This is a genomic window from Nonomuraea sp. NPDC049400, assembly GCF_044466425.1.
Lineage (GTDB): Bacteria > Actinomycetota > Actinomycetes > Streptosporangiales > Streptosporangiaceae > Nonomuraea.
Genome location: NZ_JBITMP010000008.1, coordinates 309447 through 332061 on the forward strand (window position 1 = coordinate 309447; position 22615 = coordinate 332061).

Annotated in this window: 23 protein-coding genes; 9 read left to right on the forward strand and 14 right to left on the reverse strand. The window is 68.2% G+C overall.

The window, feature by feature from the left end; all coding sequences use genetic code 11:
• Positions 1-204: 204 nt before the first annotated feature.
• A complete protein-coding gene (locus tag ACIBVN_RS15090; RefSeq protein WP_397136531.1) occupies positions 205-549 on the forward strand; it encodes a DUF2809 domain-containing protein in 345 nt (114 codons plus the stop codon).
• A gap of 109 nt (positions 550-658) precedes the next feature.
• On the opposite strand, the gene ACIBVN_RS15095 is transcribed toward ACIBVN_RS15090, so the two are convergent.
• From ACIBVN_RS15095 to ACIBVN_RS15105, 3 genes are all read right to left on the reverse strand, one after another.
• On the reverse strand, positions 659-1057 hold the full coding sequence (locus ACIBVN_RS15095) for a hypothetical protein (RefSeq protein WP_397136533.1): 399 nt from the start codon (positions 1055-1057) through the stop codon (positions 659-661).
• A gap of 361 nt (positions 1058-1418) precedes the next feature.
• Positions 1419-3695, reverse strand: coding sequence for a catalase/peroxidase HPI (gene katG / locus ACIBVN_RS15100; RefSeq protein WP_397136535.1), 2277 nt, complete (start codon positions 3693-3695; stop codon positions 1419-1421).
• Positions 3696-4187: 492 nt separating this feature from the next.
• Positions 4188-5084: an NAD(P)H-binding protein gene (locus tag ACIBVN_RS15105; RefSeq protein WP_397136537.1), complete on the reverse strand. Its 897-nt coding sequence runs from the start codon at positions 5082-5084 to the stop codon at positions 4188-4190.
• A 62-nt stretch (positions 5085-5146) separates the two neighbouring features.
• Here ACIBVN_RS15105 and ACIBVN_RS15110 point away from each other — a divergent pair, with 62 nt between their 5' ends.
• Positions 5147-5893, forward strand: a complete 747-nt coding sequence (locus ACIBVN_RS15110) for a helix-turn-helix transcriptional regulator (protein WP_397136538.1) — start codon at positions 5147-5149, stop codon at positions 5891-5893.
• On the opposite strand, the gene ACIBVN_RS15115 is transcribed toward ACIBVN_RS15110, so the two are convergent.
• On the reverse strand, positions 5877-6020 hold the full coding sequence (locus tag ACIBVN_RS15115; RefSeq protein ID WP_397136540.1) for a hypothetical protein: 144 nt from the start codon (positions 6018-6020) through the stop codon (positions 5877-5879). The genes ACIBVN_RS15110 and ACIBVN_RS15115 overlap by 17 nt on opposite strands.
• Positions 6021-6359: 339 nt before the next feature.
• On the opposite strand from ACIBVN_RS15115, the gene ACIBVN_RS15120 reads away from it, so the two are divergent.
• Positions 6360-6971, forward strand: coding sequence for a LysE family translocator (locus tag ACIBVN_RS15120; RefSeq protein ID WP_397136542.1), 612 nt, complete (start codon positions 6360-6362; stop codon positions 6969-6971).
• Between the two features lie 255 nt (positions 6972-7226).
• Here the strand turns inward: ACIBVN_RS15120 and ACIBVN_RS15125 are convergent, their stop codons facing one another.
• The 5 genes from ACIBVN_RS15125 to ACIBVN_RS15145 all read right to left on the reverse strand — a co-directional run bounded on the left by ACIBVN_RS15125 (position 7227) and on the right by ACIBVN_RS15145 (position 10320).
• Entirely contained in the window at positions 7227-8555 is a 1329-nt protein-coding gene (locus tag ACIBVN_RS15125) for a replication-associated recombination protein A (protein ID WP_397136544.1), read from the reverse strand.
• A gap of 117 nt (positions 8556-8672) precedes the next feature.
• Complete coding sequence (locus ACIBVN_RS15130; protein WP_397136546.1) at positions 8673-8828, reverse strand: hypothetical protein; 156 nt, start codon at positions 8826-8828, stop codon at positions 8673-8675.
• A 162-nt stretch (positions 8829-8990) separates the two neighbouring features.
• Entirely contained in the window at positions 8991-9362 is a 372-nt protein-coding gene (locus tag ACIBVN_RS15135; RefSeq protein WP_397136548.1) for a DUF4186 domain-containing protein, read from the reverse strand.
• Complete coding sequence (locus tag ACIBVN_RS15140) at positions 9362-9847, reverse strand: DUF488 family protein (protein ID WP_397136629.1); 486 nt, start codon at positions 9845-9847, stop codon at positions 9362-9364. The genes ACIBVN_RS15135 and ACIBVN_RS15140 overlap by 1 nt, the downstream gene beginning before the upstream one ends.
• A 77-nt stretch (positions 9848-9924) precedes the next feature.
• Positions 9925-10320 carry a RidA family protein gene (locus ACIBVN_RS15145; RefSeq protein ID WP_397136631.1) on the reverse strand — a complete coding sequence of 132 codons (396 nt, stop codon included), beginning with the start codon at positions 10318-10320 and terminating at the stop codon, positions 9925-9927.
• 677 nt (positions 10321-10997) lie between these two features.
• Here ACIBVN_RS15145 and ACIBVN_RS15150 point away from each other — a divergent pair.
• From ACIBVN_RS15150 to ACIBVN_RS15170, 5 genes are all read left to right on the forward strand, one after another.
• On the forward strand, positions 10998-11168 hold the full coding sequence (locus tag ACIBVN_RS15150) for a hypothetical protein (protein WP_397136550.1): 171 nt from the start codon (positions 10998-11000) through the stop codon (positions 11166-11168).
• On the forward strand, positions 11165-12571 hold the full coding sequence (locus ACIBVN_RS15155) for an MFS transporter (RefSeq protein WP_397136551.1): 1407 nt from the start codon (positions 11165-11167) through the stop codon (positions 12569-12571). Before ACIBVN_RS15150 ends, ACIBVN_RS15155 begins: the two co-directional genes overlap by 4 nt.
• Before the next feature lie 82 nt (positions 12572-12653).
• Positions 12654-13871, forward strand: a complete 1218-nt coding sequence (locus tag ACIBVN_RS15160) for a cytochrome P450 (protein ID WP_397136553.1) — start codon at positions 12654-12656, stop codon at positions 13869-13871.
• 18 nt (positions 13872-13889) lie between these two features.
• Positions 13890-14087 carry a ferredoxin gene (locus tag ACIBVN_RS15165; protein WP_397136555.1) on the forward strand — a complete coding sequence of 66 codons (198 nt, stop codon included), beginning with the start codon at positions 13890-13892 and terminating at the stop codon, positions 14085-14087.
• Positions 14084-15355: an NAD(P)/FAD-dependent oxidoreductase gene (locus ACIBVN_RS15170; protein WP_397136557.1), complete on the forward strand. Its 1272-nt coding sequence runs from the start codon at positions 14084-14086 to the stop codon at positions 15353-15355. The genes ACIBVN_RS15165 and ACIBVN_RS15170 overlap by 4 nt, the downstream gene beginning before the upstream one ends.
• Positions 15356-15753: 398 nt before the next feature.
• Here the strand turns inward: ACIBVN_RS15170 and ACIBVN_RS15175 are convergent, their stop codons facing one another.
• Complete coding sequence (locus ACIBVN_RS15175) at positions 15754-16167, reverse strand: hypothetical protein (RefSeq protein ID WP_397136559.1); 414 nt, start codon at positions 16165-16167, stop codon at positions 15754-15756.
• A 195-nt stretch (positions 16168-16362) separates the two neighbouring features.
• Between ACIBVN_RS15175 and ACIBVN_RS15180 the strand changes: the two genes are divergently transcribed.
• Positions 16363-16752 (forward strand): hypothetical protein, encoded by a 390-nt coding sequence (locus ACIBVN_RS15180; protein ID WP_397136561.1) that lies wholly within the window; start codon positions 16363-16365, stop codon positions 16750-16752.
• 170 nt (positions 16753-16922) lie between these two features.
• On the opposite strand, the gene ACIBVN_RS15185 is transcribed toward ACIBVN_RS15180, so the two are convergent.
• From ACIBVN_RS15185 to ACIBVN_RS15200, 4 genes are all read right to left on the reverse strand, one after another.
• A complete protein-coding gene (locus tag ACIBVN_RS15185) occupies positions 16923-17804 on the reverse strand; it encodes a carbohydrate ABC transporter permease (protein WP_397136563.1) in 882 nt (293 codons plus the stop codon).
• Positions 17804-18736 (reverse strand): carbohydrate ABC transporter permease, encoded by a 933-nt coding sequence (locus tag ACIBVN_RS15190; protein ID WP_397136565.1) that lies wholly within the window; start codon positions 18734-18736, stop codon positions 17804-17806. Before ACIBVN_RS15190 ends, ACIBVN_RS15185 begins: the two co-directional genes overlap by 1 nt.
• An 82-nt stretch (positions 18737-18818) precedes the next feature.
• Positions 18819-20177, reverse strand: coding sequence for an ABC transporter substrate-binding protein (locus ACIBVN_RS15195; protein ID WP_397136567.1), 1359 nt, complete (start codon positions 20175-20177; stop codon positions 18819-18821).
• 180 nt (positions 20178-20357) lie between these two features.
• On the reverse strand, positions 20358-22481 hold the full coding sequence (locus ACIBVN_RS15200; protein WP_397136569.1) for an alpha/beta hydrolase: 2124 nt from the start codon (positions 22479-22481) through the stop codon (positions 20358-20360).
• Between the last annotated feature and the right edge of the window lie 134 nt (positions 22482-22615).

The following is a 22615-nucleotide window of genomic DNA, read 5'->3' on the forward strand; positions in this document are numbered from 1 at the left end:
CCGCTAACACCCGATGGCCGCGCCACCGGGCCAGGTCCGCCATGGCTCGCTCCAACCGGTCGACCGGGGCACGAGCTGAACCGCAGCGACCCGCAGGGGCGGCAGCGCGCCTATGCGCCGGCCCGGCATAGCGGAGATGGTGGGTGTCACCTGAGCGGACGAGCGGAGGTGTCCCGCCATCACTCTGGGCGCTAACGTGATCTGATGTCCCGCCTGCCCGTTCTCATCGCAGCCGCCCTGACAATTGCGGCCGGGCTGGGGGTGCGCGCGTTGTTCGACGGCCCCGTGTCGAAGTACGCGGGCGACGCCCTCTACACCGTACTGATCTACACGCTCGTGGCGCTGATCCTCCCCAAAGTGAAACCCTGGGTGGCGGCGGCGCTGGCGGCCGGCGCGAGCTGGATGATCGAGTTCGCCCAGCTCGGCGAGATCCCGGCCATGCTGCGACCGCTGCTGGGCAGCACGTTCAACCCGCCCGACCTCTTCTGGTACGCGGTGGGCGCCGCGACAGCCTGGGCCGCGCACACGCTCTGGCTGCGGAGGACGTGAGCCCGCGCTGGATCTGGCATCGGCCGCGGAGGGGCCGACAATCGGGCGATCTCGGCGGCGACGGCGAGGATCTTGACGATCTTCCGGGGCAGAGCTGACGCTGCGTGAGCTACGGGCGCAGCCGGTCAGCCTCGTGGAGCACCATGTCTGCCAGACCGTGCGGGAACAGATGCTTGACACTATCTGCATAGCCCTCACCGTCGGCAGGTTTCCTAACCTGATCTCCGTCCACTCGGACCGGCATGGAGACGCCGCCCGATGGAGCGTCGGCCGTCGGCGTGATCTCGCAGGCCGCCCAGGCAAACGACGAAGAGTCCTCTTTGCCGAGTAGCCGGACCTTGCAGGTGCCCGGGGCCCAAAGCAATTTGTCCGGCAGGCGCGCGGCGAGGCGTTTCTCCTCAGCCTGCACAGCTGGCGTGTTGCGGTCAGGCAGCTGGTACGGCGCCTCGGAGCAACCGGACATCACCCCGATCATTACTCCGATGCCGGCAACGTATCGACGCAACATCCCCCGATGATGTCATCTCCGCATCGCCACTTTCGGCACTCCGGCCACCCCGCGGCTGCTCGAGAGCGCTTCTTGCGGCCACGAAGCGCCGTCACCGATGCCGCCCCGTATCACCCCGCGATCACCTGGGAGGCCGACGCCCCAACCGACCGCCCCGGGCATCGTCGACCGGCGGCTCTCGCTGAGCGAGCCACCCCATCCGGCGCGTCACGACCGCGTTCTCCCTCCCCCGCAGGCCCGCATGCGGGAGAGGGAGCGCTGCGTTTGCGGGCGCGCCAGAACTGGCGCTCCGCCTGCGGCTTACAAGGCCTCATCACGCGTGAGCCGCAGGGCCCGACCGGGCTCGTCAGGTGGAGACAGGTCAGGCGAGGTCGAACCGGTCGAGTTCCATGACCTTGGCCCAGGCTGCAACGAAGTCGGTCACGAACTTGTCGCGGGCGTCCTGGCTGGCGTAGACCTCCGCGAGGGCTCGTAGCTGGGAGTTGGAGCCGAAGATGAGGTCGACCGCGGTGGCGGTCCACTTCACCTCATCGGTGGCCACGTCGCGGATCTCGTACACATACTCCTCGGAGTCTGATGCCTTCCACCGGGCGCCCGGGGAGAGCAGGTTGGTGAAGAAGTCGTTGGTGAGCACGCCGGGCCGGTCGGTGAGGACGCCGTGCTGGATACCGCCGAAGTTGGCTCCGAGGGAACGCAGGCCGCCGATCAGGACGGTCATTTCGGGCGGGGTCAGGTTGAGCATGTAGGCACGATCGACGAGCAGCACCTCCGGTTGGGTCTTCTCGCCGGAACGCAGGTAGTTGCGGAACCCGTCGGCCCTCGGTTCGAGGACCCGGAAGGACTCGACGTCGGTCTGGTCCTGAGTGGCGTCGGTGCGGCCCGGCCGGAACGGCACTGTCACTGCCATGCCGGCCTCGCGTGCTGCCTTCTCGACGGCGGCCGAACCGGCCAGCACGATCAGGTCGGCGAGCGAGATCTTCGCGCCGCCGGCCTCGTTGAACTCGCGCCGGATGCCCTCGAGGGTGTCCAGGACCGTCGTGAGTTGCTCGGGCTGGTTGACCTCCCAGCTGCGCTGCGGCTCGAGGCGGAGCCGGGCGCCGTTGGCGCCGCCGCGCTTGTCGGTGGACCGGAAGCTCGCGGCGGAGGCCCAAGCGGTGGAGACCAGTTGAGCGGTCGTAAGGCCGGACTCCAGGACCTTCGCCTTGAGGGAAGCGACGTCGGCGTCACCCACGAGTTCGTGGTCGACGGCCGGCACCGGGTCCTGCCACAGCTGGGGCTCGGCGACCCACGGTCCGAGGAAGCGGCTGACCGGACCCATGTCGCGGTGCAACAGCTTGTACCAGGCCTTGGCGAAGGCCAACGCGAACTCGTCGGGGTTCTCCAGGAAGCGGAGGGAGATCTTCTGGTACGTCGGGTCGACGCGCAGCGCCAGGTCGGTCGTGAGCATCGTCGGCTTGTGCTTCTTCGACGGGTCGTGGGCGTCCGGAATGATCGCCTCGGCGTCCTTCGCGACCCACTGCTTCGCCCCGCCGGGGCTCGTGGTGAGCTCCCACTCGTGGCCGAAGAGGATCTCGAAGAAACGGTTGCTCCACTGCGTCGGCCGGTCCGTCCACGTCACCTCGAGACCGCTGGTGATCGTGTCACCGCCCTTGCCGGTGCCGTGGCTGCTCAGCCAGCCCAGACCCTGCGCCTCCAGCGGCGCGGCCTCGGGCTCCGGCCCCACGTGATCGTCCGCGATGCCGGCGCCGTGGGTCTTGCCGAACGTGTGGCCGCCGGCAATGAGAGCGACAGTCTCCTCGTCGTTCATCGCCATCCGTCCGAAGGTCTCGCGGATGAAATGCGCCGCCGCAGCCGGGTTCGCGTTGCCGCGTGGGCCCTCCGGGTTGACGTAGATGAGCCCCATCTCGGTCGCGCCGAAGTTCGGCACCATCTCGGTGTCGGTGACGTAGCGCTCATCACCGAGCCAGGCGTCCTCCGGACCCCAGAAGATCTCCTCTGGCTCCCAGACGTCCTCGCGGCCGAAGCCGAAGCCGAAGGTCTTGAAACCCATCGACTCCAGAGCGACGTTGCCTGCGAGAACGAGCAGGTCGGCCCACGAGATCTGCTGGCCGTACTTCTGCTTGACCGGCCACAGCAACCGGCGGGCCTTGTCGAGGTTGGCGTTGTCGGGCCAGCTGTTGAGCGGGGCGAAACGCTGGGCGCCATCGCCGGCCCCGCCGCGACCGTCGTGGATGCGGTAGGTGCCCGCGGCGTGCCAGCTCATCCGGATCATGAGACCGCCGTAGTGGCCGAAGTCGGCCGGCCACCAGTCCTGCGAGGTGGTGAGCACCTCGACGATGTCCTGCTTGAGGGCTTCGACGTCGAGCTTCTCGAACTCCTTGGCGTAGCTGAAGCCATCTGCCAGCGGGTTGCCCTTGGACGAGTGCGCGCGCAACACCGAGAGGTCGAGTTGGTTGGGCCACCAGTCCCGGTTCGTGCGCGGACGACCGCCGGTCCTCGGAGTCGGCGAGTCGATCGCCGGGTTCTCGCTCTCGCTGCCATGCGCGGTCACGGAGTCATGCGCGAGCGAGTAGCCGGCCGCCGCCTTCCGATCCACGCCCTGCGCGCTGGAGTGGGCGTTGTCCTGGGTGTCGCTCATCTACTTCCTCCGAACTTCTGGATCACTGGCTAATGCGTCTAGTCGTACAGTCGGAGTAGGTGCCCCAATAGACGACCTCTAGACGACCTCCGGCTCGTCGACCACGAAGCCCTGGTCATCCGCTGCGGTGAGACAGGAGGTGTGGCCGACGGCGCAGTTCCGGCGTTGGTCAGCGGACGCAGTACGTCGTACACCGCCTGGTGGGAGACCCTGGGGAGTTCGGCGCATGCCAAGGCGATCACCGTGTCGGTGTCGATGTGCGCGTGATCGCGCGGCGCGGCGGGCACCGCCAACCGCGGCCGGGTCACGCGCAACTGCGTCTCGAAGTCAGACGCCATATGGCCAACATAGCCGCCCCCTTCGAAGTGCAGATACGCGGCCCTGCCCGGCCGTCTGGCTCGCCGCTTCGGGCAGGGGTCGTGCAAGCGAGCACGTGCTTGCGGTTGTGGCTGTGAAGTCACCAGGCGGTGGTCGTCGCAGGTCGGGCACGCGTCACCCGGTCGCCTCGAGGGCGGGACGGAGTTCAGCCCAGGCCCAGGCTCCGAGCGTCGTGTCGGTCGTGGTCACGGGGGTCCGCGGCTGCTCGGGGACGAATCCGTCGCGCAGTCCGGTCGACATGCCCATGATGGCCTCGACCTGCGCCGGGGACATGCCGGCGCCTGCCAGCGTGGCGCGCATGTCGTCGTCGGCGACGCGGTGGGCGGTGACCGTGCGGCCCAGGACGTCTCCGACCACGGCCAGGACGTCGTCCCAGGACAGGTCCTGTGGTCCGTGTACGGCCTGCACGCGGCGTCCTGACCAGTCGGCGCGCAGCAGCAGGGACGCGGCAACCGCGGCGATGTCCGCCGGAGCGACCCAGGCGAACGGCTCGCCGGTGGGCAGGAGCACGGCCACGGTGCCCGAGCGGATGCCGTCGAGCTCGAACAGCAGGTTGCTGAAGAAGTAGCCGCACCGCAGATGGGTGACGGCGAGGCCGGCGTCCTTGGCGACGACCCGGTCCAGCGCCTCCTCGACGCGGGCCAGCCCGTCGATCTCACCGGCGCCCTCGCGGAGCTCCGCTCCGACGCTGCTCTGCAGGACGGTGCGGGGGATGCGGTTCTCGGCGACCGCGGCGGCGACGATGTCGCCGATCTCGGCGTACGCCGCGACGGGATCGTCGGCCTCGCCGGGCGGCACGACCAGGAACAGCGCGTCGACGCCGCGGGTCGCCTCGGTGACGGCCGCGGCGTCCCGCAGGTCTACCTCGCGGGCGTCGACGAGGTCGCCCCAGGTCGTGCGGAGCTGCTCGGGGTGGCGGCTCAGCAGCCGCGGACGGACACCGGCGCGGACCAGGTGACCGACCAGGAAGCGGCCGACGTTGCCGGACGGTGCTGTGATAGCGATCTCCATGACGTCCACCGTACGGATAGATGTGGCCGGATCCTGTCCGCGATTGTGGTGACACTGGAGCCATGACCGACTTCGCCCCTGCCGACGGCGATCCCGCCGGACGGACCCTCCGGCTGCTGGAGTTGCTGGCCGCCCGGCCGAGCTGGTCGGCTTCCGATCTCGCCGGGCGTCTCGAGGTCAGCACCCGCACCGTGCGTCGCGACGTGGCCCGCCTGCAGAGCCTCGGCTACGCCATCGAGAGCCGGCCCGGGCCGGGAGGCCACTACGCGCTGCGCCCGGGGCATCGGATGCCGCCGCTGGTCTTCCAGGACGACGAGGTCGTGGCTCTGGTGGCGGCCCTGCGCATGGTCGAGGGGATCCTCGCCGGCGACGCCGCGCACCGGGCGCTGGCCAAGCTGTCGCAGGTGCTCCCGCGGCGGCTGCGCACCGTCCTGGACACCGCCGCCGCGGGCAGCGAGAACGTCGGCGGCGAGCGCGCGGGCGTGGAACCCTCGACCCTGGCGGTGCTGCTCCGCGCGGCCGACCAGGACCTCGTGCTGCGGTTCGGCTACCGCGACCGGCACGGGGCCGTCAGCCGGCGGCGGGTGGAGGCGGTGCGGTGCCTCTACGCCCGCGGACGCTGGTACGTTCTCGCCCACGACCTCGACGCCGGCGACTGGCGGGTGTTCCGCCTCGACCGCGTGTGGGAGCCGGAGGCGGGGGAACCGGGGTCCGGCGACCGCGGCCGGCCAGCCGCGGACCTCGCGACCTGGCTCGCCACGGACTTCGGCCGTCGATCCGAGGGCGGAGGGATCAGGCGGTCGCGGTAATGAGCGCCGGGCCGCTGACACGGACGATGACGGGCGTGCCAGCGGCCACCTTGTCCGTTTTCGGCACGGACCTGGCCGGCGCCGGCGGCTTCAGCGCGCCGCGCAGCGGGCCAATGGTGGTGGCCATCCCGGACGGTGCAGCGGTCACCAGGTGTATGGCGCGGATCGGCGCGTCGCCGGGGGCGACGTCGCGCTGGCACCCCGATCAAGCGGCCCCGGCCCGTAGCGTGCATGGTCAGATGTGATCGCACGAGCCGATCACGTGCTGCGCCATCCGCAGAAACGCGAGGGTGTGGTGTCCCTGCGCCTGTGCACCGAAGCGGAAGGGGGCCGCAACGTGATCGTTTTCCTAGCAGGGAGCAACGCTTGGTCCCGTACATACTAAAACCAACGTGCATTGACATAGAAGGAGGGAAGCGGTTGGGTGTGTAAGGACCACCCCCGTCTCCAGGAGGACCCCCCACTCGTGAGCATCGAGTTCCTGCTGACCTCACTCGTCATCGTCGTCACCCCGGGCACCGGCGTGCTCTACACGCTGGCCGCCGGCCTGTCGCGCGGCGGGCGGGCGAGCGTCGTGGCGGCGTTCGGCTGCACGCTCGGCATCGTGCCGCACATGGCGGCGGCCGTCACCGGCCTGGCGGCGCTGCTGCACGCCAGCGCCGTCGCCTTCCAGGTGCTGAAGTACGCGGGCGTGGCGTACCTGCTCTACATGGCCTGGTCCACACTGCGGGAGCGGGGCGCGCTGAGCGTGGACCAGGAGTCCACCCCGCGCCCGACGGCCAAGGTGATCGCCGACGGGGTGCTGATCAACATACTCAATCCCAAGCTGTCGATCTTCTTCTTCGCGTTCCTGCCGCAGTTCGTGAGCACCGGCGAGCCCGCCGCGCTGGCCCGCATGCTGGAACTGAGCGGCGTGTTCATGCTGCTGACGTTCGTCGTCTTCACCGGGTACGGCCTGTTCGCCGCCGCCGTCAGGAACCACGTGATTTCCCGGCCCAAGGTGCTGACCTGGATGCGGCGCGGTTTCGGCGCCGCCTTCGCCGCACTCGGTGTCAAACTCGCGCTCACTCAGCAATAGTCGCGGTCGAGGTAGGACTGGCAGCCCAGGGGAACGGTCCGGATCTGAATGGACCGCAGGCGCCGATCCGACGCGGGAGCGTAACCGACCCGGCCGCCCTCGCGGCCGGCGCCGGGGCCGAGATCGATGGCCCGGTCGCCGGAGATCCCAAAGGTACGCCTGGTAGAGCCACACACATCGAGGTGTCACCACGTCAAGCGCGGTCAGACCCGTAGGTCCTCTGGCGATCAGTCGCCCATGGGCCACCACCGACATTCACGTTCCTCTCGTGATCCGCCGAATCTTGTCGAGGCGCTCGCCCACGGCGCGCTCGTTGCCGTGGTCGGTGGGCTGGTAGTAGACGCGGTCCGCGAGTTCGTCGGGGAGGTGCTGCTGCTGAGGTAGCACACCTCGCGGATCGTTGTGTGGGGATTTGTAGCCGACGCCGTGACCGAGCCGCTTGGCCCCCCGGTTATGCGCGTGGCGCAGGTGCTTCGGCACGAGGCCGAAACTGCCGCGTTTGACGTCGGCGATGGCCGCGTCGATCGCGGTGATGACGGAGTTGGACTTGGGGGCGGTCGCGATGTAGATGGTGGCCTCGGCGAGCGGGATCCTGGCCTCGGGCAGCCCGATCAGCTGCGCCGCCTCGGCCGCCGCGACCGCGACCTGCAGCGCCTGGGGGTCGGCCATGCCCACGTCTTCAGCCGCGTGGACCATGAGTCTGCGCGCGATGAAGCGCGGATCCTCGCCCGCCTCGATCATGCGGGCGAGGTAGTGGATCGCGGCGTCGGGGTCGGAGCCGCGCAGCGACTTGATGAACGCGCTGATCACGTCGTGGTGCTCGTCGCCGTCGCGGTCGTAACGCAGCAGGGCGCGGTCGATCGAGCCCGACACGATCTCGGCCGTCACCGCGGGCTTGCCCTTGCCCTCGTCCTCCTCACCGTCGGCGTACGCTGCGCCGCTCTGCGCGGCGTCACCGCCGGCGAGCGCCGACGCCGCGGCGGCCTCGAGCCCCGTCAGCGCCCGCCGCGCGTCGCCCGAGGCGAGTTGCACGAGCGCGTCGAGCGCGTCGTCGGCGAGCTCCACCCCGCCGCCGAGCCCGCGCGCATCCGCCACCGCCCGCCGCAGCAGCGTGCGCAGGTCGTCGTCGGTGAGCGGCTCCAGCGTCAGCAGCAGCGAGCGCGACAGCAGCGGGCTGATCACCGAGAACGACGGGTTCTCGGTCGTCGCCGCGACGAGCGTCACCCAACCGTTCTCGACGCCGGGCAGCAACGCGTCCTGCTGAGCCTTGGTGAAGCGGTGGATCTCGTCGAGGAACAGCACCGTCGAAACGCCGTAGAGATCCCGATCGCCCCGCGCCCGATCCATGACCGTGCGCACATCTTTGATGCTCGCGGTCACCGCCGACAGCTCGACGAAGTTGCGGCCGCCGGCGTGGGCGATCACCTGCGCCAGGGTGGTCTTCCCTGTGCCGGGAGGCCCCCACAGGATCACCGAAACCGCGCCTCCGCCGCCCTCGGTGCCGGCGGCGAGCACCCGCAGCGGCGAGCCCTGACGCAGCAGGCGCTGCTGCCCGACCACCTCGTCGAGCGAGCGCGGGCGCATGCGAACCGCAAGCGGCGCAGCGGTGGGCGCAGCGGGGACCGAGCTGCTCACGAGGACTCGCCGCCGAAGCCGTAGGCGCCGTCGAAGCCGATTGTCACCATCCTGAGCACCGGGAAATCACCCACCTGTCTGGTGCTCGCGCCGGTTCATGGCGGCCCCGGGCCGGCCCGCGACAGGCACCAGCTCCGTGCCGGCCGGGACAGGGACGGTGTGGCTGTAGCCGAACGGGGCCGAATCGTGCAGCCCGGCGGGACTGACGATGGTGTGTGACACTTGGGTACCTCTCTTGTGTGCGGGGCGCTTCTTGCGCCCCGTTCCTCCACTACCTGACCACAGCGCGAGCTGACCGCGCTGATCGTGGTGCGTGGACGCCAACGTGGGCACAGAACCTTGAGCGAGCGCGTTCGTGCACCTGGACACGGCGCCTCGACCCGGTCACGGCGGTGGGCGGTGGGGGGCGTACTGCCCCACGATCCATCGGCAGATCGCTTCCACGACGTAGCCTTGCTCGGTGTCGTCGAGCGCACGCCCGGCGGGGATGTCGTGCCAGCGCGCCAGACAGGCACGGCAGCACGTCGCGGTGGCGTGCTGCGCGACGAACACGGGATGCCCGCGATAGGGCGTCTGACGCCCGTCGTTGCGCGGTTCGGCCGGGGCCAGCCTGCGCCGGACCAGTTCCTCGGCGTGTCTGCGGACGGTTGCGATGCCGCGCAGGTCGACCACCGCACGATCCCGGCCACGTAGCCGGAACTTCGCGCGGAAGTGGTGCTGCCCGATCCGGTGCAGCCTGGCATCCAACTCGTCCATCACCCGTGCTCCAGTGGGCGCAGGTGCTCGATCGTGACGTGGTGCTGCCCGGTAAGCCGCTGGGCGATCAACGAGCGGTGGCAGGCCTCAGGGTCGCGCTCGACACAGAGCAGCGCTGCGGTCCCGCTGCTCGGCAGCGCCGACACGATCGGCGTGAGGTCGGCGCGGTCGAGGATCTCGGTGGTGTAGCGGCGGGTGTACTCGGCGGCGAGTTCGCGGCGCGAGCGCTTGCCGACCCCTTGGCGATCATCCTCGGCGTACTGGAGCCGGCGTAACTCGGTGGTCGGGGCGAGCTCGCGGTGGTGCTCGTAAGCGATCCGGGCCTGGGCGAGGGCCGCCTGCAGCCGGCGTGAGTTCGCCCAGGCGTACTCGGGTCCGCGGACACCGCGCCGCTGGCGTACGTCGAGCAGCAGGCGGACGTCCGCGTACCGCAGTCGTTGCAGGAAGGATTCGCCGTCGAAGCCGTAGACGCCGATCGTCACCATTCTGAGCACCGGGAATCACCCGCCTGCCTGCTGCTCGTGCCGCCTCCGGCAGCCTTCCCGGAGGCGGCGAGGTCGCATCACGCGACGGCGGTCCCCTCAAGCTCGACCATCAGGTCGGGGATCGCCAGCCGTGCCACCCCGAGCATCGTGGTGGACGGCGCCACCCCGGCGGCGCCCAACCGCGACGCCAGCACGCCGTAGTGCTCGAAGAGCCGATCGACGTCGGTGGTGTAGACGTTGAGCCGGACGAGATTCGCCAGGGACATGCCGGCCTCGCCGAGCACCGCCTCCAGGTTGTCGAGGCTCAGCGCCAGCTGCGCCGCCATGTCACCGGCATGCTGGGGCTTGCCTTCGCCGCTCATCGCGGTCTGCCCGGCGCAGTACAGGGTCCGGGTGTGCCCGGAGACGACCTCACCCTGGTGGTAGCCCAGCTCCACCGACCACGCCCACGGGTTGACCGCCGTTCGCTCCATTGCCACATCAGCTCCATTCGATTTGTCGACATTACGGACGCCATCGGCTCGGCAGCCGCCAGCTGCGACGTCGCGGTGATGAGCCTCCCAAACAAATCACGACATCCTGTGTCGTGTATTTCGGCAAAGTTCTCGCGTGCGCGCCGACCGGTTGATCTCGCTGGTGCTGCTGCTGCGGCAGCACGGCCGGCTGTCCGCGGCCACGCCGGCCCGCGAGCCAGCCGCGTAAGCAATCCAGAGAAATCCCCGCTCAATCGATCTCGGCGAGAGCGGCATCCGGGTGGCTGAGCAGAAGTTTGCGCAGGAGGGCGGCCAACTGGTCCTGCTCGGGCAGGGACAGCGCCGCCAGTGATTTCGGCTTCGGCGCTGACGTGGTCGGCGACGGCCTGGTCGATGAGGTGACGGTCGGGTTCGGTGAGGGCGATCAGCACGCTGCGGCGGTCACCCGGGGTCGGTTTCACGGGTGACCAGGCCCCTGCGCTCAAGGTGGTCGATCCGGTTGATGATCGTGCTCGAGGGGACCATCTACGCGTCGCTGAGGCCTCCGGCGGTCATCCGGTAGGGCGGTCCGGACCGGCGCAGCACACGGTTCCTCCCGGGTTTGAGGCTTTCCGCTTGCTGCCCTCCGACAGGAGACGAAAAGTCTCCGGGACTCGTTCAACGACAGCCTTGATGTCATGAGTGTTTGTGACAACGAGCAGCTCGGCGCGGAGCCTGCTGTCGAGACCTGTGGCCTGCGGCTGCGCCACCGTCCGATCGGGCTGGCGGAGGGCTCCAGAGCCGTGGTGGGTGGGTCCGGTCCCGCAAGGCGCGCCGTGCCCTGCGAGTGGATGGGTTTGACGGCGTGAACGCCGCCTCGTCCTCGTGGCGTGAACTGCTGGGCCCGGAGCATGCCGGCGCGGCGATCGTGCTGGCCGCAGGGGTGCTGGTCGGTGCGGTCAACATCTATCTGGCCTCGAGTCTGCTGCCGACCGCGGTGGCCGACATCGGCGGCGCCGGCTTCTACGCGTGGAACATGACGATCTATCTCGTCGCGATGGTGATCGCGACGATGCTGGTCAGCGGCCTCCTGGCCCGTTGGGGGAACGTCGGCGCCTACCTGCTCGGCTTCACCGTGTTCCTGGTGGGCTCGCTGGCGTGCGCGGTGAGCCCGGCGATGCCGGTGCTGCTGGCCGGCCGCGCCGTCCAGGGGTTGGGGGCAGGGCTGCTGTCCGGGCTGGGCTTCGCCGCCGTCCGATCAGCCCTGCCGCGGCGGTTGTGGACGCGTGGCAACGCGCTGATGTCGGCGATGTACGGCGTCGGCAACTTCGTCGGCCCTGCGCTCGGTGGGCTGTTCGCCCAGTTCGGCGGGTGGCGGCTGGCGTTCGTGACGATGGCGGTGATCGCGGTGGTGTGCGGCGTGCTCGTGCCCCGGGTCCTGCCGGGCGGCGAGCGCGGCGGAGCCCGGGCGCCGGTCCCGGTGGTGTCGTTGCTGCTGGTCACGGCGGCCACCGCCGCGGTCAGCGTGGCGGGGGTGCTGTCCGGCCCCGCGGCCATGGCGGCCGGCATCGCGGTGGCGCTGCTGCTGGTGGCCGGCTTCGTCGCTCATGAGCGGCGCAGTGAGCTGCGGGTCTTCCCGCGCACCACCTACCGGCCGGGTTCGCCGCTGAAGTGGCTGTACCTGACGCTCGCGCTGCTGGCCTTCGGCGTCGCGGTGGAGTCGTTCCTGCCGCTGTTCGGCCAGCGGCTGGGCGGGCTGACCCCGGCCGTGGCCGGGTTCTTCGGCGCGGCCATCTCGCTGGGGTGGTCGGCGACCCAGCTCGTCAGTTCGTCGGCGGTCGAGGAGCGCACGATCCGCCGGTTGCGCATCGCCGGCCCGTTGCTGCTGGCGCTCGGCTTCCTCGTACAAGGGCTGCTGCAGCGACAGGACGCGCCGCTCTGGCTGGTCCTTGTCTGGGTGCCGGTGCTGTTCATCGCCGGTGCCGGCATCGGGCTGGCCTATCCGCACCTGTCGGTGGCCGTGATGTCCAGCACCCAGGACCCGCAGGAAGGAGGGCGGGCGGCGGCCGCGATCGCCACGGTGACGAGCCTGTCCATCGCGTTCGGTACCGCGGTCGCCGGTGTCCTGGTCAACCTGGGCGGCGCCTCGGTGCTCGACTCGGCCCGATACCTGCTGTTCGGCTTCGCGATCAGCTGCGCGGCCGGCGCCGTCACCGCCCGCGCGGCGGCTCGCCCAAGCCATCCGGCACCAGCCGACCAGCCCGGCTCATGACCGTTACGTCCCGCCATCCGGGCGCACTTTCGATCGCCTGCCCCAGCTCGACCACGACCGCGTTTGATGTGAAGGAGATGTCATGACTGATGCCCTGTCAGAGACACCGATGTTCCCGATGCCCCGTGCCGCGGGCTGTCCTTTCGATCCGCCGCCGGAGCTGAGCCGGCGCAGCGAGCAGGCGCCGGTTTCACGCGTGAGGCTCTGGGACGGCAGCACCGCGTGGATGGTCACCCGCTATGCGGACGTGCGCGCGCTGCTCGCCGATCCGCGCGTCAGCGTCGACGTCGCCCAGCCCGGTTTCCCGCACACCAACGCGGTGAGCAAGGCGCGCGACGCGCAGATGAAAACGCTGATGCAAATGGACGCGCCGGAGCACACCGCCCACCGGCGTCGCCTGACCGCCGACTTCATGGTCAAAAGGATGGAGGTGCTCCGGCCCACGATTCAGCGGATCGTCGATGACCTCATCGATGACCTGCTGGCCGGCCCGAACCCTGCCGACCTGGTGGAGGCGTTCGCGCTTCCGGTTCCCTCGCTGGTGATCTGCGAACTGCTCGGCGTCCCCTACGCCGACCGCGCCTTCTTCCAGCGCGTGGCCGGCGAGCTCGTCATGGACACCAGCGATCCCGCCAAGGCCATGGCCGCCAGCGAGGAGCTGAACGTCTACCTGGAGAACCTGGTGGAGGAGAGGAGCGCCGAGCCGGGCGACGACGTCCTCAGCAGGCTGGCCGTCGATCACCATCGCACCGGCACGATGACCCGGCGCGAGATCGCCACGATGGGTCAGCTCCTGCTGGTGGCCGGGCACGACACCACCGCGAACATGATCGCGCTGGGCACGACCGCGCTGCTGGCACACCCGGAACAGCTCAGCGCGATCCGCGACGGCGGCGACCCCGCCCTGGTGGCCGGCGCGGTCGAGGAACTCCTGCGCTACCTGTCCATCACCCACACCGAAGCCCGCCGCGTCGCCCGCGACGACATCGTGATCGGCGGACAGCTCATTCGCAAAGGCGAGGGCATCATCGCGGTGAAGAGCACCGCCAACCGCGATCCGGCGGCCTTTCCCGACCCCGACGCGCTGGATGTCCACCGCAAGGCCCGCCACCATGTCGCCTTCGGCTATGGCGCCCACCAGTGTCTGGGCCAGCCGCTGGCCCGCGTGGAACTCCAGGTCGTCTACGGCACCCTCTTCCGGCGCGTCCCCACGCTGGCGCTGGCCGTACCGCTGGAAGACCTCACGTTCAAACCCCACGCGGTCTTCTATGGCGTTCGCGAACTGCCCGTCACCTGGTAACCACCGAAGGAGAAACGCATGAAAGTCACCGTCGACCAGGACGCCTGCACCGGTTCGGGGCAATGCGTCCTCATCGCACCCGGCGTGTTCGACCAGCGCGACACTGACGGCATCGTCCTGCTGCTCCATGACCACCCGGAACCTGGGCTGCAGGACGACGTCCGTGAGGCCGCACGCATCTGCCCTGCCCTGGCGATCAGACTGACCACGTCGTGAGCCGGCTGTCCCGCATCGTGGTCGTGGGGGCCTCGGCGGCCGGTCTGACCGCCGCCGAGACCCTGCGCCGGCACGGGTTCGCCGGTTCGTTGACCCTGGTCGGCGAGGAGCGACGGCCCCCCTACGATCGGCCGCCGCTGTCCAAACAGATCTTGCGCGGCGCATGGGGTGCCGAGCGCGTGGCGCTGCGCCGCCACGACGCGCTCACCACCCTGGGCGCGGACTGGCTGCTGGGCGTTACCGCCATGGCCCTCGATTCCGCGGCGCGCAAGGTCACCCTCTCGGACGGCAGCGTGCTGGCCTACGACGGGCTGGTGATCGCCACAGGGGTCGCGCCGCGTCGCCTGCCCTCCGGACACGAGCTCAGCGGCGTACATGTGCTCCGCACCCTCGACGACGCCCTCGCCCTGCGGGCAGGGCTGCTCACCGCCGGCTCAGTGGTCATCGTCGGTGCCGGCTTCCTCGGTTCGGAGGTCGCCGCCGTGGCCCGGGAGTTCGGCAGGAACGTCACCTTGGTCGATCCGTCGCCGGCGCCGATGATCCGCCAGTTCGGCGAGGACGTGGCGCGGCGGTGCGCCGAACTGCACACCCGGCAAGGCGTGCATCTCCGCTGCGGCACCGCGGTCACCGCGCTGACCGGCCGCGACGGCCGGGTCACCGGCGTGGACCTGGACGACGGGGCCCACGTCCCGGCCGACCTGGTGGTCGTCGCCATCGGCGCGATGCCCTCAGTCGGCTGGCTGGCCGACAGCGGACTGACCCTGGACGACGGTGTGGAATGCGATCACACGTGCCAGGCCGTCCCCGGCGTCGTCGCCGCGGGCGACGTCGCCTCCTGGCACCATCCTCACCTCGGACGCATGCGCGTCGAGCATCGGATGAACGCCACCGAGCAGGCCACCGCCGCCGCCAAGACATTACTGGGGGCAGACACCCCGTTCGCGCCCGTTCCCTATTTCTGGACCGACCAATACGACGTGAGGATCCAAGCCTACGGCCTGACCAGCCCCGACGCCCAGTTCCAGATCGTCACCGACGATCCCGCCACCGGCCGCTTCGCCGCCCTGTACGGCGCCGACGGCCATGTCATCGGTGCCGTGAGCTGGAACCTCCCGCGGCAGGCGCGGCTCCTGCGCCGCCACGTCGCCGAGCGGGCCCCCTGGCGGCAAGCCCTCCGGCAAGCGTCCTGGATAACACCCAGGATTTCCCCGTCTCCGGCGGGCAGCGGCGTCACGGATCGAGCAGAAAGACATTCCCAGGAGCTATAGGTGTCAAGCAGCAGTCGATTCGGCATGTTGCGACCAAGCGGTAGCTTCGCCATAGAGCGTGCTGTTCTTGAGGCAGTTGTGCAGCATGCCGACGAGCCGGTCGTTGTGCACGGGAGCCGGGCACAACAGGAGGCCCCCAACCGGTCAGTGATCCGGCTGGGGCCCTCCTCGCGCGATACATGCAGATTCGATCGCGGCAGCAATCCACCTCAGGTGCTTCGCTCCGCGGAGCTCCTGAGCCAGGATGGGTGGCTCGTGGGTGGCCACCTCAAAGAGGGCCGGCCACCATCGCTCTCGGATCTCAGTTCAACGGAGCAGTCGAGCCTCTTCGTATATCCGGACAGTCGGCCGCCGATCACAGCGTCGAACCTCGGACGAGCTTCCCAGAGTGAGGACCTCTACGATATCGGGGTGTAGACGCAAGGAAGTCCCCTGCGCGTGTACGAGCCGTCGGAGTTCTTCTGGTATGCCTCAACGCAGAACGCGCGTCCATTGGCATAGTTACGACCGATATTCCGGTAGTGGATGAGCGTGTGGGGATTGTCCCGGTCGGAAGTGTTGTAGGCGAAGTCGGGGCCGAAGATGCGGAAGTGACCGTAGAAGCTGAGTACTTGCCACATGTTGGTATAGGCCTGGATCTGGTCCACCCGGCCACCGCTGCCTACGATCTTGACGCAGGCCCAGCCGTTGCAGCCGCTGTTTTCGGCAGCGTAGGCGGGCGAGGCGAAGCCCAGTCCGCCTACGAGCACCGACAGACATACTGCGAGACTTAATACAATTCTCTTTGACCGAGTTTTCATGGTCATCTCCATTTCCAAGAGTCGAGGATGACAGGTAAGGCCGAGTTGGTCTATGTGCCTCCAATCACCAGAACCATATCTTGACAGTTCGACTTCTTCGAGACATGCCCACAAGAAATGGACCTATGTCGACGTCGCAATGCAAGCATCGACTACGGATAGATATCCGGACAAGGACATTGGCAGGACATCAACAATGCCCTGCCAATGTCCGGTCAGCCCGAGATCGGCGATCTAGGTCGGCACCCGGTTCGTGCGCGTGCTCCGCGTGACCGCCCGCCCCTGAAGTTCACCGACAGCTTCGATGAGGTGTTCGCGGGCGACGACATTCAGGTGTTCAGATCCCGCCGCGTCGCCTCGCGCGACAACGCGCTTGCCGAGCGCTGGGTACGGCACCGCACACACGGAATGCACCGACAGGCTGCGGACGTGATCCCGCTGCCGATGGGCCGAATCGAGCGCCGCCAAGTCCTCGGTGGGCTCATCAGCCAATACCAGACGTATCCGATCCCACATGACCGCAGGTCAGACCACGATCAAAGTGTGCCCCGGCAGTATTCGAACGTGCGACCGTCGGATCAGAAGCAAGATCTTTAGTGTTGAGATGTGCCGTTGAGTGACGGTTCCTGCCACCACACCATGAATCGTGTTACCTCATAGCACGCAGGCATGAAGCACAGATGACGGTCACCGTGCTCGGCGTGTGCTCCACCCGGACGTCCGTACAGGTTGATTGCCTGGCAGACCGACCCTGCCTAGACCCCTGCCTATCTCAGGCCACCGACGGACAGCCCTCCGCGCCAGTGCCGCTGGAGCGTGAAGAAGGCGATGACGAGGGGAACAACCGACACGAGCGCGCCCATGATGATGAGGCTCCAGAGGGAGGTGCTGCCCGCGTTGTTCGCCGAGGCGATTCCCTGCCAGAGGCCGAGTCCGACAGTGACGGGGAAGAGGCGGTTGTCGGAAAGCATGGCGAGAGGCAGGAAGTAGTTGTTCCAGGACGCCACGGCAGACAGGAGCAGCACTGTGACCACCGCGGGCCGCATCAGGGGGAATGCGACCTGCAGGAACGTTCGTACCTCACCCGCACCGTCGGCCCGCGCCGCGTCCAGGATCTCGTCGGGAACCGCGTCGCGCGCGTATACGTGCATCAGGTAGACGCCGAACGGGTTGAGCAGTGATGGAAGGATCACCGCCCAGATCGTGTTGGTCAGGCCGAACTCGGAGAACATCATGAAGGTGGGGATCACCAGGGCCGTCGCCGGCACCATCAAGGCGCCGAGCACGAGTGAGAAGCTGAAGCGCCTGGCGGCGAATCGATACTTGGCAAATCCGTAGCCGGCCAGGACGGCCAGGATCGTGGCGCCGACGCCGCCCGCGAGTGCGTACAGCGTGGAATTGAGGATCCACCTGCCGTAGATGCCGTTGTCATAGGTGAACAGTTGCTCGAGGTTGCCGAGGTAGTCGATCCGGTCGGCGAACCACAAGGTGTTGCCGCCGCCGAACAGGCCGGGGGCATCCTTGGAGCTGTTGACGATGACCCACCAGAACGGCACGAGGAAATACACGACCAGGAAGCCGAGGAGCACCTGCAGGGGGAGGTGGCGTTGTGGCCGGCGGCGGACGCCGGCGCGGGAACGGTCCCTCATCACAGAAAGCTCCTCCGCTTGCGGGTGAAGAACAGGAAGGCATAGACGCCGACGAAGACGATCCCGCCGAGGGCGAAGGAGATCGCCGATCCGTAGTTGAAGTTCGCGAGTGCGAACGCCTGCTGATATGCGTACATGTTGGGGGTGAAATCCGGCCCGATCGCGCCGGCCGCAAGGGAACGCAGAATCTGCGGTTCGTTGAAGAACTGCAGGGTGCCGATAAGTGAGAAGACCAGGATCAGCAGCAGTGCGGGGGCGATCAGCGGGATTTTGATCCGGAGTGCGATCTGCCATTTGCCTGCGCCGTCCATGCGAGCGGCCTCGTAGAGTGCCGGGTCGATGCCCTGGAGCGCCGCATACAGGATGATCATGTAATAGCCGGCCCACTGCCAGGTGACCACGTTGACCAGACCGTAGAAGATCAGGTTGCTGCTGAGGAAATCAGGCGGGGCAGTGCCGAACAGGCCGAAGAGATCGGAGAGCGGCCCGAAGCTCTTGCTGTACAGAAATCCCCACATGACGGCCCCGATGACCGTGGGGATCGCATAGGGGAGGAAGATCATGAGGCGGGAGAAGCGGGCGAACAGAGAGGTCATGGCGTCCAGAATCAGGGCCATCGCGAGCGCGACGACGATCTGCAGCGGGATGGAGACCAGCGAGAAGCGGATGACGAACCATGACCCGGAAAGAAAGCTCGGGTCGGTGAACGCCTTCACGTAATTGTCGAGGAAGACGAAGCTGGTGCCGCCGATCAGCCTTTTCTGGAAGAGGCTGAGGTAAAGCGCGTACGCGAGCGGAGTGATGAGCAACGCCAGGAAGACGATCCCGAATGGCCCGACGAAGAGCCACCCCATCACATGCTCACGGAGGCGCACCTTGCCGCGAATTTTGTGCGTCCTGTTTCGGGTGCTTGGCACACTCTTGTCGATCATGAGGGTCAACCTGGACTCCGGGCTGTCGATGCTGAGGGATCGCGGGTGGGCCGGCGGAGTGGAAGACGGCCCACCCTTCACGTCACTGAACGGTGAAGCCTTGCTCTTTGGCGTAGTTCGCCACGTCCTCCTGGAGCCGGTCGGCGGCCTGCGCACCGGTGACGGAGCCCTCGATGAGCGCGCTGACCTGCTTGGTCATGGCGTCGAAGTAGTACTGGCCGAACGGGCTGTAGGTGACGCCCTTGTAGGCGTTGGCCGCGGGAACGTAGACCTCCTTGTTCGCCTGCTGGCCGTCGAAGAACGCGACCTTCAAGTTCACGAACTCGGGATCGTTGAGCGCCTTGAGGTTCAGCGGGAAGATGATCTGGTTGGTCCAGCCGTGGGTGAGCGACTCCTTGTCGGCGTAGAGTCCGTACGCCACCTTCGCCGCGAGTTCGGGGTTCTTCGCCTGGCTCGTCACGGAGAAGGCAGACCCGCCCCAGTTCACCTGCACCGGGTTGGCGGGATCCCACTGCGGGAGTGGCGCCGCCGCGAACTTGCCGGTGTCCTCGCCCTTGCCGACGCCGGCACCGGTGAGGTAGCCGGGTGCCCAGGCCGCCGAGATGTACGTCGCGTACTTACCGTTGATCACGCCTGAGATGTACTCCGGGGTGAACTGGTCCTGCGTCCCGACCAGCCCCTTCTTAGCCAGGCGCCCCCAATAGTCGAGAACGTCCTTGGAGGCCTGGTCGTTCAGCTTGACTCCGATTGAGCTCTGCTGCGCCGGATCGTAGGTGAACGGGGTCGCGCCCTTCTGGATCTGCAGCGCCATCGTCAGCGCTGACACGTTCGCGGCGAAGTCGCCGAACGCCGGCCCACCCGCGTCCTTCATCTTCTGGGCCGCCTGCTCGTACTCGGCCCACGTCTTCGGCGGCGTGATGTCGTACTTCTCCAAGATGTCCTTCCGGTAGATCATCGCCATCGGACCACCGTCAACCGGCACGCCGTAGACCGCGTCACCGACCGAGACGTCCTTCCACGCGCCCTCGCTGTAGTCGGCCTTGACGGCGTCGAAGCCGTACTTCTTGATGTCGACGAGCGCGTTCTGGATCTGGAAGGTCGGGATCCGATCCATCTCGATCATGATCACGTCGGGTGCGCCGGTGCCGGCCGAGATGGCCGTCTGGAACTTGTCGTACTCGTCACTGCCCTGGCCGACGTTGGTCCAGCAGACCTGCACCTCGCCGTTCTGCTTGTTGAAGTTGTCGACGACGAGCTGCATGTTGGGGTACCAGCCCCACATGGTCACGACCGGCAGATTCTTCTTGGGGATCGTGTTCGTGCAGTTGCTCGCGCCGCTGTCGCTCGCGGTGTTCGCGCCCCCTCCCCCGCCGGAGGAGCAGGCCGCGAGCACGGTGGCAGCGGCCAGCGTGGCCGCCGCAGAGAGCCATTTCTTGTTCATTGGCATATTTCCCCTGGGGATCGCAGCGCACGAAGGTTCATGCGCCGCCGTTGACATCGAGCGGATCGGCCGGGACGGGGCACGAGGTGACGCGACCCGCGCCCCGTCCTTCGTGCCGATCCGCATATGAGCGCTGACACAGCCCCCGTCCGGCGGCGAAGGCCGGGCGGACGGGCTCGCCTAGCGCTTGAACAGACGTGGCGCCAGGTCGATGAGGTTCTTCTGCCACACGTCCCAGCCGTGCGGCCCGGGGGTGACCCCGTCGAACTCGTAACGGATACCGAGGTTGTTCAAGGTGGTCAGGGACGTCATGAACGACGGGTAGACGAAGTCCGTCTGGTCGCCGACGTACAGACGCAACAGCTTGGTGCCGCTGTTGATCGCCTCCGCGTCGACACCGGCGGCACTGCCGAACCCGGCCGAGAACGCCGCGACGTAGGCGAACCGACCCGGGAAGGCCTTGAGCACACCGAACGTCTGCCCGCCGCCCATCGACAGACCGGCGAGGGCCCGCTGCGAGGGGTCGTCGGAGACGTGGTAGCGGGCGCGGGCCGCCGGGACGATGTTCTCCAGCAGTTCCTTGTTGAAGTCGGAGACGTTGCCGTTGCTCATCACGACCACCATCGGCACCAGGTCCCCGTCGAGGAACTGGTGGTCGAGGATCTGCTTGGCCCGTCCCATCTCCACCCAGTCCGTGTAGCTCTGGCCGCCGCCGTGCTGGAGGTAGAAGACGGGGTATGGCTGCGCGCGGTGCGGGTCGTATCCCGGCGGGGTCCAGACCAGGGCGGTCCGGTCCTGGTTCGCCACGCCGCTTCGGTACGTCATGCTCTCGACCTTGCCGCCCTGACCGGCGGGAACGTCCGTGAGCAGGCGTGCCTTGTCCCCGTTGACGAGGAAGGTGCTCCAGGTCGGCTCGGAGGTCACCTTCGTCGGGTTCGACGCGTCCTTGACCGAGACCCGGTCCACTATCAGCCGGTAATAGTAGAACCACGGGTCGAGCGGGCCCACGGTCGCCCGCCACCGGTCGCCCGCGCGGGACAGCGGGATGCGCAGCCAGCTTCCGTTGGGCGCCCAGTTCGCCCACACCTTGACGCGCTCGGCGGCTGTGAAGCCCGTCGTGGTCTCGAAGGTGACGAAGCCGTCCGCGGTGACGAACGGCGTCGGGGTGGTGCCAGGGGCCGGCGGGTTGAACTCGCCCTTCAGCTTCCCGTGCCCGGCGCTCGGACCGTGATCCGAGACCTTGCGGAACAGCCGCCGCGCGAAATCGATGAGGTTCTCCTGCCAGGCGTTCCAGTTCGCCCCGGCATCGGGGTTGACCCCGTCGAATTCGTACGTGATCCGGGCGCGGTCCAGCGCCTTCGTCAGGCGGTAGGTCGCGTTGTACGCGGGATCCGTCACGTTGCCCGTGTACAGGCGCACCAGCTTGACGTGGCGGTTGATCGCGTTCGCGTCCACCCGCCCGACGCCATCCGTCAGGAGGCCGGAGAACGAGCCGGCGTAGGCGTACTGGCCCGGGTGGGTCAGAGCAGCACGCAGTGCCTGCGTCCCGCCCTCGGCCACACCGGCGATCGCCTGGTGCGCCGGGTCGCGATGGACGCGGTAGCGATCGGCGACCGCCTTCCGGAGATCCTGCAAACCGTCACCGTCGCCGATCACCACCACCATCGGCTCCATGGCCTTCTGGAGCGACAGGTTGTCGAAGATCTGTTTGGCCCGGCCGAGGTCGAGCCAGTCTGTGGCGCTCCGGCCGTCGCCGGACCGCAGGAACAGCACCGGGTAGGCCAAGGGGCCCTTGGCCGCGTACCCCGGAGGTGTCCATACCAGAGCCGACCGCTCCTGGTGCTTGGCCCGGTAGGTCAGGGTCTCGACCTTGCCGCCCTGCCCCTGGGGCGCGTCCGCCAGCAGGCGCGCCGCGTCGCCCGGCACGAAGAAGGTACTCCAAAGAGGCTTGGACGCCACGCCGGTGTTGTTCGTCGGATCCTTGAGACCCTTGGTGTCATCGCCGGTGACCTGGTAGGAGTACAGCCCGGGCCTGAGCGGGCCGAGGACTCCTGACCAGACGTCGCCCCGGCGGGTCAGGCCGAACTCCGCCCAGGTGAAAGAGGGGCCGAAGTTTCCCTCGATGACGACCTGCGACACCGGGCCCACACCGGCCTCGATGGAGGCCGCCGGAACACTGAAGGACGCGTAGCCGCCCTCAGAGACGTTCAGCCACGGTGTGTCCGCCGCCACCGGCCGCGGTGCGAGCAAAACTGCCGCGATCGCCATCGCCCCGGCGGCGATCACCGCTGCGAGCCGACGCACCCCCGGAGGGTGTGACCTGCCGTGATAAAGTAAAAAAGGCATGCGAAAACTCCCTTAATGGCTGGCCACGGTTGTTGCCCGACTGGCCGGCCTGTTTCATGCGGTGGATAGTTCGTGGTTGGTGTTCGCACCTC